At 70.1% G+C, this 11,437-nt stretch carries 11 protein-coding genes; 1 reads left to right on the forward strand and 10 read right to left on the reverse strand.

Translation table 11 applies throughout. The annotated features are described in order from the left end of the window. Position 1: 1 nt before the first annotated feature. The 10 genes from AC5Y4Z_RS20460 to fdxE form a co-directional block, all read right to left on the reverse strand. Positions 2-1,828: a type VII secretion-associated serine protease mycosin gene (locus tag AC5Y4Z_RS20460; RefSeq protein WP_499966547.1), complete on the reverse strand. Its 1,827-nt coding sequence runs from the start codon at positions 1,826-1,828 to the stop codon at positions 2-4. Then, a complete protein-coding gene (gene eccD, locus AC5Y4Z_RS20465; RefSeq protein ID WP_499966549.1) occupies positions 1,806-3,323 on the reverse strand; it encodes a type VII secretion integral membrane protein EccD in 1,518 nt (505 codons plus the stop codon). Before eccD ends, AC5Y4Z_RS20460 begins: the two co-directional genes overlap by 23 nt. 277 nt (positions 3,324-3,600) lie before the next feature. After that, positions 3,601-4,503 carry an ESX secretion-associated protein EspG gene (locus AC5Y4Z_RS20470; protein WP_499966551.1) on the reverse strand — a complete coding sequence of 301 codons (903 nt, stop codon included), beginning with the start codon at positions 4,501-4,503 and terminating at the stop codon, positions 3,601-3,603. A gap of 113 nt (positions 4,504-4,616) precedes the next feature. Further along, entirely contained in the window at positions 4,617-4,901 is a 285-nt protein-coding gene (locus AC5Y4Z_RS20475) for a WXG100 family type VII secretion target (RefSeq protein ID WP_046182844.1), read from the reverse strand. Positions 4,902-4,951: 50 nt separating this feature from the next. Further along, positions 4,952-5,248, reverse strand: coding sequence for a WXG100 family type VII secretion target (locus AC5Y4Z_RS20480; RefSeq protein WP_067929734.1), 297 nt, complete (start codon positions 5,246-5,248; stop codon positions 4,952-4,954). Positions 5,249-5,412: 164 nt separating this feature from the next. Continuing rightward, entirely contained in the window at positions 5,413-5,712 is a 300-nt protein-coding gene (locus AC5Y4Z_RS20485; RefSeq protein WP_071511529.1) for a PE family protein, read from the reverse strand. Between the two features lie 445 nt (positions 5,713-6,157). Next, complete coding sequence (locus tag AC5Y4Z_RS20490; RefSeq protein ID WP_499966555.1) at positions 6,158-7,396, reverse strand: PPE family protein, SVP subgroup; 1,239 nt, start codon at positions 7,394-7,396, stop codon at positions 6,158-6,160. Positions 7,397-7,407: 11 nt separating this feature from the next. Next, positions 7,408-7,707 carry a PE family protein gene (locus tag AC5Y4Z_RS20495; RefSeq protein WP_067319719.1) on the reverse strand — a complete coding sequence of 100 codons (300 nt, stop codon included), beginning with the start codon at positions 7,705-7,707 and terminating at the stop codon, positions 7,408-7,410. Positions 7,708-7,769: 62 nt separating this feature from the next. Next, a complete protein-coding gene (locus AC5Y4Z_RS20500; protein ID WP_499966557.1) occupies positions 7,770-9,029 on the reverse strand; it encodes a PPE family protein in 1,260 nt (419 codons plus the stop codon). A gap of 419 nt (positions 9,030-9,448) precedes the next feature. Then, on the reverse strand, positions 9,449-9,643 hold the full coding sequence (fdxE, locus tag AC5Y4Z_RS20505) for a ferredoxin FdxE (RefSeq protein ID WP_499966559.1): 195 nt from the start codon (positions 9,641-9,643) through the stop codon (positions 9,449-9,451). A gap of 607 nt (positions 9,644-10,250) precedes the next feature. Between fdxE and AC5Y4Z_RS20510 the strand changes: the two genes are divergently transcribed. After that, positions 10,251-11,426 carry a cytochrome P450 gene (locus AC5Y4Z_RS20510; RefSeq protein WP_499966561.1) on the forward strand — a complete coding sequence of 392 codons (1,176 nt, stop codon included), beginning with the start codon at positions 10,251-10,253 and terminating at the stop codon, positions 11,424-11,426. Positions 11,427-11,437 lie beyond the last annotated feature (11 nt).

Genomic DNA, 11,437 nt, shown 5'->3' on the forward strand with positions numbered 1-11,437 from the left:
CTCATTGCTGCTTGCGTGTTCGCTTGATGAACATCGCTATACCGAACACGGCGCCGCCGATCAGTAGAGCTGCGGTCAACCCTCCGGCTGCCACCCATACTGGCACCATATCGCGGTGGGGGGCCGCTTTCGGGAGGTTCAGTGGCGCCGACAGCTGCTGCGGAGGCTTTGCTGGGCCGTCGGGAACGTCCCAGGTCAGGGCCGCCACCGGGTCGATGACACCGTGGCCGACCTGGTTGTCCACCCCGCGCGCGGGCGCCCTGGCGGTGCGTTCCAGCCGGTTGATGACCTGGTAGGCGGATAGCTGGGGGTACTTGGCGCGGACCAGGGCGGCCACCCCGGACACGATCGCGGTCGAGAAGCTGGTGCCGGCGGGGACCAGCAGCGTGTTGTCCGGGCCGTCGATGGCGTTGATCAACCCGTCGTCGCGGGGCGACAGCCCGATGACGTCGGTCCCCGGCGCGGCGATGCCCAGCCAGGGCCCGGCGACGCTGGACGAGCCCTGCCCGCCGTTCTGCACGAGCGGCCGGCCGTCGGTGTCAACCGCGCCGACGGTCAGGACGTAGTCGCTGAACCAGGACGGCGTCACCACGGTCGTCACGCCGCTCCAGCCCCGGGGATCCTTGGGCTGCATCGGATCGTAGGCGGGGTTCTGCTTGCAGTCCTTCTTGCTGGTGTCGCCGGCGGCGGCCACGATGACGACGTTCTTGTCGACGGCCGCGTAGCGCACCGCGGCGCCCAGCGAGCGCTGGTCGACGACGTTGCGCGCGCTCATGCAGCTCACGTCGGAGATGTTGATGACCGTGGCGCCCATGTTGGCGGCGTGCACGATCGCCCGCGCCATGGTCTCGACGTCGTCGATCTTGGCCCGCGTCTGCGGGTCCTCGTCGCCGGTGTAGGCGTCCTTGAGGCCGAAGGCCTGGCTGGACTGGCGGATCGAGATGATGTCGACGTCCGGGGCGATCCCGCTATAGGCGTCGGGCGGCGCCGCCGGGGCGGGAGCCGGCGGTGGCGGCGGCGGCTTGGGCGGGTCGAGGGGCCGCGGCGCGCGCGGGACAGCTGGGTGGTCGACACCGATGACCTGCCGGCCGCCGGCATAGCTCGGTATCGTCACCGTGCCCGGCCCGCCGTGGTTGGCCGACGGGGCCTGGGCGGGCGCGGGTCCCGCGGGCGCCGGCGGCGCGGGCGGTGCCGGCGGCGCGCCGAACGGCCCGGGCGGCGGGGATTCCGGCGGCGGGGGCACCATCGTCACCGTCTGCGGCAACGGCGACAGCGTCACGGTCTGGGGCGGCGGCGCTTTCGGGGGCGGCTCCGTGGTGGGGATGGTGACCGGCTTGCGCGGAGCCGCCGGCGGCGCGGCCGCGCCGTTGGCCGGGGCCGCGCCGATCATCGACGCCACGATGGTGCCGTGCGCGTCGCAGTCGGAAAGCCCGTCGCCCGACATGATGTAGTCGCCGCCGGGGATCAGGTGCGGGAACCGCGGGTGCGGGGTCACGCCGGTGTCGATGACGGCGACCTTCTGCCCGGCGCCGCGCCCGAACTGCCACGCCTCCTGCAGGTTGAGCATCTCCATGTACTTCGGCGGCAGCCGGAAGTCGGTGCCGGGGATCACCCCGACCTCGGTGCAGTAGGAGTTCTGCTTCATCGGCGCCGGCGGTGACGGCGGACCGTCGGGCGGCAGCGCGCCCGGATCGACCGCCGGCGGCGAGATCGCGGACGCGGGCGGCAGCCCGGCCAGCGCGCCGGTGGTCAGCAGGAGCGCGGCGACGGTCGCGCGGGCCGCGCTCCGGCGCCGCACCTTACGGCTAGCGGTAACGGATCGCCGCATAGACATTCATCAACCACAATGCCAACGGGAAGATCGGCATCAGGCACAGGTATTCGATCCATTCCACGAACTTGCGGAACAGCGGGCTGTAGATGGTGTTGGGCACGACCGCCGCGGCCGTCAGGCCCGCCGCGGGCAGCAGCACCAAAATCGCCACGCTCACCGACACCGCCAGCGGCGAGTGCAGCACCAGCGCGTACCGCACCACCACCGCGGCGACGATGATCACCGACGTCGCGGCCAGGGTGATCGCCTGCCAGCGGTCCACGTACGAGCGGCCGCGCAACATCAGGAAACCGGCGGCGAAGCCGGCCAGCAGCAGCGGCAGCCAGCGCTGACCGGTGCGCGGATCCGACAGCGCGGTCAGCGAGACCACCATCAGCACGCCCAGCCCCACCAGCAGACCGGTCAAGAACGAGCGGGCCCGTTCGGCCTGCAGCACCACGTCGCGGACCGACGCGGGCCCCTCCAGCACGGGGGCGCCGCCGTCGGGGCGCACCACGGTGGTGGGCAGGTCGGGTCGCGCCTCGAAGACCCAGCGGCTGGTGGCCGACGGGAAGACGGGCAGCCGGATGCCGGCCAGCCGCCGGGACAGCGCCGGTGCGGCGTGGTAGGCCAGCACGCAGACCAGCACCACGCAGGTGAAGTTGGTGACCGCGCTGGTCATCGCGACCATGCGGGACAGGCTGGCGATCGCGGTCACCACGCCGATCGTGATGATCGCGGTGTAGATGCCCAGCCGGCGGCCGGTGAAGCGCAGCGCCAGCGCCGCGGCGATGGTCAGCACGCCGAAGCCCAGCACCGCCTGCGGGGAACCGACGCCACCCGGCGGCGCCGAGGCGGCGGCCACCGTGAGCGGCGCGAGGCCGCTCAGCAGGATGGTGTCCGCGACGCGCCGGTCCGCCTGCGTCTTCGCGCGCATGGCCAGCATGATCGCCACCGACAACACGATCGCGGCGATGATCGCGGCGTACACCGTGGGCAGCCAGGAGTTGTGGTGCCAACGCCACCACGCCAGCAACGCCGATGCCGCGGTCACCCCCACCGCGACCATCGAGGCGCCGACCTGGACCGCGACGACCGGGTCGATCGCGGCGAACCGCTTGCTCAGGTTTGCCGAGACGGCCGTCGAGATGTGCTCGATGACCTGGGACCGGTGCTCGGTGTCCGCCAGGAACCGGATCCACAACCGGTCGCCGTCGTAGACGTCCTGCTCGGTCAGCGACTGGGTGGAGCGCAGCGGCGTGCCGTCGACCAGGCACAGCGCCCACCTGCCGCGGCCGGCGGCCTCCAGCGGGGTCTCGCCGAGTTCCCGCAGCCGGCTGTTGACCACCTTCAGCAGCGGCTCGGTCATCACCGAGACGGGGGCGTTGGCGTCCAGCAGGACGCCGATCTGGACGCCCTCGCCGGCCATCACGCCGACCACTACCGCCCGGGGTTGCGAAATCCCCTCGATGTCTGCCTGTAGAGCGTCAGCTACTCCTACCGCGGTCATCGCCCTGCGCCCCCTGCCCTGGTGAATGTGTGGTCCCGCGTTGCCAGGCGGGCGGCGGCGCCGGTCGCTTCACGCGCCGGGACGCCGTGGCCCCCGGACAGGTGCCGCACGACTAGTTCGGTTTTCATCTGCCTCGCCTTGCGTTACGGAATTGTGGTGACACTGCTGTGAAGATTTGCTGATGATTCTAGAGAAGTATGCCGTCTTCGCCCCCTGGCCGCATGTTGTCGGCAAAAGCGTTGGTGAAGTTTGTGTTTCACGCGTGTGTCCGACCCTTTTAGACCCTGCTGTGCGTTTTCCATTCGCCGTAGGGCAGCGTGTCCAGCACGGTCTTGATGCCCACCTGAACCAGCTGCGGTGTCGCCGGGCAGATCGCCAGCCAGGCCTCCCCCGAACCCGCGGTGCGCGCCTGCTGGTACAGCGCGATGCGGCCGCCCGAGCCGTCCTTCAGCGACAGCACCGAGGCGCTGGGGCCCTTGGCGTCGTCGCGGTACTGGCGGGCGTAGACGGCAACCTCGGCCGCCGGGTCCGACAGGGCCTGGCCGAGCGCGGCGACGGTGGAAGCGCTGATGCCCATCCGGCGCAGGTCGCCGCCGGAAAACACGTTGAAACCGGACTCCTGCCACGACTTGGTCGCTTCCAGCATCTCCTCCAGCGGCACGTTGACGGCGTTGATCGCCGCCGGTTCGGCGTGGTGGATCGACTCCAGGCCGTCGATCACCAACGACGCGATCGAGGCGCTGTCGGCGACGGCGACGTCGTCGACGGTGATGTCGCTGCCGACGCGCACCGCCGACACCCAGTGCTGGCCGCGCCGGGCCAGGACCACGCGGAACTCGTTGTCGGGAATGTCGCGCGAACCGGGCGGCTGGTTTTCGTCCTCGACGACCCCGTAGAGCAGCTTGCCCCGCGAGAGCAGGGCCACGACCTCGAGGTCGGGCGCGGCGAGGACTCGCATCCGCGCGGCGACCTGCTCCTGCACCTCGTCGCCGACGACGATGCCCTGTTCGCGCATCACCGCCATGCCGGGGTGTTCGTTGAGCCAGTCGTTCGAGTCGGTGGAGACGAACGGCCGGCACCGCAGCTCCGGTGCGACGTGCCGGATGTCGAGCAGCGCCTGAAGCATCCAGAAGCCGTCGACGTTGACGGTGATGTCGGTGCGGGTGCTCTGCTGGTCCATCAATACCTCAGGGTTCGAAGGTGGTCGGAAAAGGTGGCGACTATGTGGAACTGGTCGGAAACTGCAGGACGCGGCAGCACACCGACGTGTGCTGCCGCGCCTGAAGTTGGGAGCTAGGCCCAGCTGGACCCGACGGCGCTGTCGGTGCTGGCCATGTTGCTGCCGGCGCTTTGCACCTTCTGGCCGTGGGCGTTGGCCTGCTCGTAGATCACCTGGAAGTTGCGACCCAACTGGGTGATGAACTCCTGGCAGGCCACCGAACCGGCGCCACCCCAGAAGTCACCAGCGGCCAGCACATCACGAACGATGGCCTGGTGCTCGGCTTCCAGCGACGCGGCCTGGGCGCGGATCAACGCACCGTGGGCATCCACATCGCCAAACTGGTAATTGATTGTCATGTCGGTGTTCTCCTAACGTCTCAAAGGGTACGCAACCTGCGCTTTTCGCGCTAGCTGCCGAGGATTTGCTGCGAGGCCTGCTCTTGCTGCTCGTAGTTGTTGGCGTCGCGGATCAAACCGTCACGCACCCCGTGCAGCATGTTCACGATGTTGCGGAACGCTTGATTGACCTGGCCCATGGTGTCGTAGGAGGTCGCCTGCGCCTGGCCGCTCCAGCCCGCACCGGCGATGTTCATCGACGACGCCCACATCTTGCGCGCCTCGTCCTCCACCGTCTGCGCGTGGACCTCAAAACGGCCCGCCATCGCCCGCATCTCATGCGGGTCAGTCATAAAACGTGTTGCCATGTCGGCTGTCTCCTTAGGTTCTCAGTAACTCTCGGTTGTTTTCAGTTGTGATGAGCTCGGCCCTGCGCTGGCGCGCCGAGCCGAGGGAGTAAAGATTCGGTCCCCCCGCCGCCGGGCCGGCGGCCGGAGGCATACCCGTTGCGGGCGTGAATCGCCTGAGCCGGTCAGCCGGCGGCGGCCGCGTTGGCGGCTTCGGTCGCGGCGTAGGAGCCCGAGCTGATCCCCAGCGTGTTCACGAACTGCTCGTGAATCGCGGCGGCCTGGGCGCTCACCGCCTGGTACATCTGCGCGTGCGCGGCGAACTGGGCGGCGGTCAGCGCCGACACCTCGTCGGCGGCGGCGGGCACCACCCCGGTCGTCGGGGCAGCCGCGGCCGCGTTCTGTGCGCTCAGCGCCGAACCGATGCCCTGCAGGCTTCCGGCGGCCGCGGCCAGCGCCTCCGGCTGTGTGGTCACGAATGACATAGCTTTTCCCTCCTAGATCGCCTCCCGGCACCACTTCCGTGCACGAGAGTAGATGACAACGTCCGTTTCAAGCCTGGGTCCGAGCCCCCTGTTAGCAAATGTTCACTGGACGGCACGGCAAATTCACTTTTGGTAACGACACAGTAACAGCGTCCGGCCCCCGGCGGTGGCCTTCACAGGACGGTCACAGCAAACCGCCGCAGCGAACCCGCCCGAGGGGCCGGTGCAAGCCTGCTGGCCAGCACGTATGGAGGATAACACCGGCCCGCCGACATCGCGTAGGAGCAAATGCGAGAACGGTCGCTCGCTGGGCGAACCGAACGGACCGCAAGCACCGCCCTGTGGGCCCAGGTCCCGCGCCGGCGCGCCCGGGTAACCGCGCCCGGAAAAAATCCCGTCGCGGATAACGCGCCGGCGGGCGTGTCGGGCAGTCACCGCCGGCCCGCTAACCACCGAGGGGCGGCCGCGCCATGACCGTGGGGCGGAACCCGTAGCGGGGCCCGGCGCCGTGCGAGCCGCCGGCGCCCGCGCCGGCCAGCGGCATGCCGCCCAGCAGGTTTCCGGGTCCAGCGGCGGCCTCCGGCGCCGCGCTGATGCTGCTCACCGGGATGGCGGCGTGCGGCGCCGCCACCGGCGCCGACCCCGCCCACGACGCCGGCACCGACAACTTGCCGATCGAGGTCGCGCTGCCCAGGTGCGCTGCGGCGCCGGCGCCGCCGCCCAGCAGGCCGCCCAGGTTGGGCAGGCCCTTGGGGACGGCGGCCGCGGCCGCCGCCGCGGGCGCGCTGATGAGCCCGAGGCTCTTGGCGACCTGAACGAAGTTGTTGCCCATACCGATGCTGAAGTAGGGCAGACCCTCGGTGTTGTAGAACAAGCCCGCGAACGGGGTGTAGCCGTTGGCCAGCGCCCCCAGGTTGGTGGGCAGCGAGGTCTGCCCGGTCAGCAGGAACCAGACTTCCTGCAGCATCGGGTTGGTCGACTGGAACTGCGAGACGGCCGAGGACGTCGCGGTCGGGTTGGCCAGCGGCCCGGCCAGCTGGCCGAGCTGGCTCTGGATCTGGCTCAGGTAGCCCTGCAGGCTCTGCTGCACCGAGGCGGCCGGGCCGGCCTGGGCCGCCGCGACCGCGGCGGTCTGGGTGCCCGTGGCCGCCTGGTTGGTGATCGTCGGGGCGCTTTGGTACGGCGTCACCTTGGTCGCCGACGCCGACTGGCCGGCGTAGCTGTACATCGCCGCGGCGTTCTGCGCCCAGAATTCGGTGTACTGCGCCTCCAGCTGGGCGATGATGCCGTTGTTCTGGCCCAGCACGTTGGTCGCCGTGGCCTGGGCCAGTTCGGTGCGGTTGGCCGCGATGAGCGGCGGCGGCGTCACGGAGGCGAGCACGGTCTCGTAGGCCGCCGCGGCCGACTGGGCCTGGGCGGCCGCCTCCTCCGCCTGCGCGGCGGTGGTGGTCATCCAGGTCACGTACGGCTGCACCGCCGCAGCCATCGACGCCGAGGCCGGCCCCAGCCACTCCTCGCTGGACAGCTGCGTGATCAGCTTGTCGTAGCCCATTGCGGCCGAATTCAGTTCGGCCGCAATGCCATTCCAGGCCGAGGCCGCCGTCGCCAGCGACGTCGAGCCCGGACCCGCATAGATCTGCGCGGAGGTGACCTCCGGGGGCAGCGCACCCAAATCGATTGTCATGTCCTCATCTCCTAGCCGGCCGCGGCCGCGTTGGCCGCCTCGGTCGCCGCGTACGACCCCGAGCTGATGCCCAGGGTGTTGACGAACGTCTCGTGGATTGCCGCAGCCTGTGCGCTGACGGCCTGATACATCTGGGCGTGCGCGGCGAACTGCGCCGCGGTCAGCGCCGACACCTCATCGGCGGCCGCGGGCACCACACCCGTCGTCGGCGCGGCCGCCGCCGCGTTCTGGGCGCTCAGCGCCGAGCCGATGCCCTGCAGGCTGCCCGCCGCCGCGGCCAGCGCCTCGGGTTGCGTGGTCACAAACGACATTCGCTTTCCTCCTCAGTTTTCCCGGCTTGTTGGTCGTGTCATGTCTGCCCGTCGCCCCCCCGTCATCCGGCCGACGGCGGGCGCGTCAGCACGCTGTAGCGGAACCCGTATTTGTTGGTGTAGCCGTAGCCCGCGGTGCGGCGGCCCACGGCGCCGGGCGGCATGCCCCGCAGCACGGCGTTGGTCGGGGCGCCCGCACCGGCGTTCGCGGGAGCCTCCTCGGCCGCCGCCAGCGTGACGCCGGCCTCCGAGGTCGGCGTCGTCCAGTTCGCCGGGACCGACAGCAGCCCGACCTTGCCGGCCTGGCCCGCGCTCGCCGACACGGCCGAGGCGGCCGACGCGGCGTGGGCGCCCGCGGCGGCCCCACCGCCCACGGTGCCCAGGTGCAGGCCGGCGAATTGCGGGGTCGGGTACCAGGCACCGCCCGCACCGGCCGTCGTACCGGTACCGAAGGTCAACTGCTGCCCGATCGACACGGCGAACTGTCCCATGCCCACCCCGAAGTAGGCCTGCAGCGTGTTCTTCAGGATCGGGGTGTACTGGCTGGATGCCAGCCCCAGCCAGTTGTTGGTCGGGGTGGGCAACCCGTACGTCAAGAAGTCCTTGAGCTGGCTTTCGAACATCGAGAACGGCCAGGTCGTCGAGACGCCCGTCGAAAGTTGTTGCAGCGCTTGGGGAACCGTCGCCGCGGGGACGAGCTGGGTGACGGTCGCCGCGGCCGTCTGGCCGGAGTTGCCGGCCGGCTCGGCGGCGGCCTGGGCCACCGCGGCGCCCTGATTGGCGACGCCCTCCGGCGTCGTGGTGTTCGGCGGCGGCTGGTAGGGGGTCAGCTGCGCGGCGGTCGCCGACGCGGCGGCGTAGCCGTACATGGCGGCGGCGTCCTGGGCCCACATCTCCATGTACTGGGCCTCGGTGGCCATGATCGCCGGGGTGTTCTGCCCGAAGAAGTTGGTCGCGACCAGCGTCATCAGCAACACCCGGTTGGCCGCGATCACGGGCGGCGGCACCGTCATCGCGAACGCGGTCTCGAAGGCGGCCGCGGCCGCCCGCGCCTGGCTGGCGCTCTCCTCGGCCAGCCCGGCGGCCGCGCCGAGCCAGCTGACGTAGGGCGCGACGGCCGCCACCATCGCCGTCGACGACGGCCCCACCCAGGGCGCGCTGGTCAGTTCGGTGAGCACCGAGTCGTAGCTGCTGGCCGCCGTCCCGAGCTCCGCCGCCAGTTCGTCCCAGGCGGTGGCGGCAACCATGATCGACTCGGCCCCGGGGCCGGCATAGATACGACCGGAATTGATTTCGGGCGGTAACGCACCGAAGTCGAACACCGTGTCCTCCTCAATCGGCCATGATCGCGGTGGCAATCTCGGCTGTCGGGCAAAAAGCTTGATGGGCGCGGTCACAACCCTGTGGACCAGCTAACCCAGTGGGCGGGAATTTCGTGACTTTGCGCGCCGGTCCCGTCGGCCCGGAGAAACTCTCCGCCACCAGGATTCCCGGATGCCCGGTCAGGACCACGGTGCGCAACGTGCCTCGACTACCCCGCTTTCAGCAACCGAGCGACAGCTCTTGTCGTACTGGAACTGCCGCTCGCGGTTGACATTAGCTGCTCAGACAGGGCACGCCGAGCTACATCGGCGACTGTTGGTAATTGGCCAACCAATGTTCATTCCCGGTCAGCCGCCGTTCACCGGCGACCGCCGAGTGTTCATGTGCAGTTTGCTCAACGGGGCGCGGTCGCCCGGCGCTAGTCCTCGTCGATCAGCAACGCCATCTCGGGACACGAGGCCACGCCGTCGCGCGTCACCTGCTCGTCCTCGGGCCGCACCTCGTGCTCCTCGAGGATCGAATAGCCCGACTCGTCGATCGGGAACAGCTCCGGATCCACCGCGTAGCACTGGGCGTGGCCGACGCACTTGGACTTGTCGAGGCGAACCTTCACGCGATGCCCTTCTACGACGGTTCGGGGCTGTGCCGGTCCACTCTACCGACGCGGAGACGGCCCGAGCCGCGGCCGTAGCCGCCGGCTGTGCGGTCCCGAACGACACGTGTCGCCTCCCTCGAATCTCGTCGGCCTTTGGGCTGTGCGTCACGTTAGTTCGCCGCGGCCGATCGGCAATCTGGCGAAGCCGGGGCCTGGCAGGCGGCCGACCATCGCGTGCCGCCCCGCCGGCGGTGCTCAGCGGTGGCGCCGTCTCCCCCGACGCCCGCCGCAACCCGGTTCCGGTCGCCATGAGCTGCGACAATCGGCCGGCGGGCGAACGACGGGCGGTCGCCCGCGCGGTCGCGCGATGACGGTTGGCAGTGCCCGCCCGGGGTGCCGGCGGCCCGGCGCGCAATAAAATCCCGCCGCGGATAAAGCCGCCGTGTGCGGCACCGGGCGCCGAAGCCGACGATCGCGGGCGACACGGGTGGTGCCCCCATGGCCCGCGTGCGATATTGGGGTGCCGCCGGCAAAGCCGTCGTGACGCGATCCGAGCCCGCCGGGCCGCGACGGTGACTTTGCCCACAATCCACGAAAACCCAACGGACACGCGGAGTTCAGACGCATGAGCACTCTCGGTGCAGGCCAGCCGGGCGCCTTCCACCTGCCGCGGCTCGAGTACTCCAAGCTGCCGATGGCCGTAGACCGTGGCGTCGGGTGGAAGACGCTGCGGGACGCCGGGCCGGTGGTGTTCATGAACGGCCACTACTACCTGACCCGGCGCGAGGACGTCCTGACCGCGCTGCGCAACCCGCAGGTCTTCTCGTCGCGCCTGGCCCTGCAACCGCCCGGCAGCCCGCTGCCGGTGGTGCCCCTGGCGTTCGACCCGCCCGAGCACACCCGGTACCGCAAGATCCTGCAGCCCTATTTCAGCCCGCACGGGTTGAGCAAGTCCCGCCCCGTGCTGTCGCGCCACGCCGCCGAGATGATCGCCGCGCTCGCCGCACAGGGCAAGTGCGAGGCGATGGCCGATTTCGCGAACCTCTATCCCTTCCAGGTCTTCCTCGACCTCTACGGGCTGCCCGTCGACGATCGCGACCGCATCATCGACTGGAAGGACGCCATCGTCGGCGACCGGCCCTATTCGACGCGGGAGGACCTCGAGAAGGCGGGCGAGCTGATGGCGTATCTGACCGACGCGATCGCGCAGCGCCGCAAAAACCCGGGCCCGGACATGTTGTCGCGGGTGATGACCGGCCCGGGCGACTTCACCGATCTCGAGCTGCTGGGCATGAGCCACCTGTTGATCCTGGCCGGCCTGGACACCGTGACCGCGGCGATCGGGTTCTCCTTGTTCGAACTCGCGCGCCGACCCCAGCTGCGCGAATCGCTGCGCGAAAACCCCCGCCAGATCAGGGTTTTCATCGAAGAGATCGTCCGGCTGGAGCCGTCGGCGCCAGTGGCGCCCCGGGTGACGACGCAGGTGGTCACCATCGGCGGCATGACGCTGCCCGCCGGCACCCCGGTGCGGCTGTGCATGGCCGCGGTGAACCGCGACGGCAGCGACGAGATGTCCACCGACGAGCTGTTTTTGGACGGCAAGGTGCACCGGCACTGGGGCTTCGGCGGCGGCCCGCACCGCTGCCTGGGGTCGCATCTGGCGCGCATCGAGCTGACCATCGTCGTCGACGAATGGCTGCGCCAGATCCCCGACTTCGAACTGCCCGCGGACTACACGCCGGAGATCAGATTCCCGTCGAAGACGTTCGCGCTCAAGGAATTACCGCTGCGCTGGGGCTGACCTTCGATCAG

The organism is Mycobacterium sp. NGS63 (genome assembly GCF_059812295.1).

What these genes read in the sequence shown, in the direction of transcription:
- AC5Y4Z_RS20475 (WP_046182844.1), bottom strand. Translation starts at nt 4,901, where the DNA reads ATGACAATCAATTACCAGTTTGGCGATGTGGATGCCCACGGTGCGTTG.
- AC5Y4Z_RS20480 (WP_067929734.1), bottom strand. Translation starts at nt 5,248, where the DNA reads ATGGCAACACGTTTTATGACTGACCCGCATGAGATGCGGGCGATGGCG.
- AC5Y4Z_RS20470 (WP_499966551.1), bottom strand. Translation starts at nt 4,503, where the DNA reads ATGGACCAGCAGAGCACCCGCACCGACATCACCGTCAACGTCGACGGC.
- AC5Y4Z_RS20510 (WP_499966561.1), top strand. Translation starts at nt 10,251, where the DNA reads ATGAGCACTCTCGGTGCAGGCCAGCCGGGCGCCTTCCACCTGCCGCGG.
- AC5Y4Z_RS20495 (WP_067319719.1), bottom strand. Translation starts at nt 7,707, where the DNA reads ATGTCGTTTGTGACCACGCAACCCGAGGCGCTGGCCGCGGCGGCGGGC.
- AC5Y4Z_RS20460 (WP_499966547.1), bottom strand. Translation starts at nt 1,828, where the DNA reads ATGCGGCGATCCGTTACCGCTAGCCGTAAGGTGCGGCGCCGGAGCGCG.
- AC5Y4Z_RS20490 (WP_499966555.1), bottom strand. Translation starts at nt 7,396, where the DNA reads ATGACAATCGATTTGGGTGCGCTGCCCCCGGAGGTCACCTCCGCGCAG.
- eccD (WP_499966549.1), bottom strand. Translation starts at nt 3,323, where the DNA reads ATGACCGCGGTAGGAGTAGCTGACGCTCTACAGGCAGACATCGAGGGG.
- AC5Y4Z_RS20485 (WP_071511529.1), bottom strand. Translation starts at nt 5,712, where the DNA reads ATGTCATTCGTGACCACACAGCCGGAGGCGCTGGCCGCGGCCGCCGGA.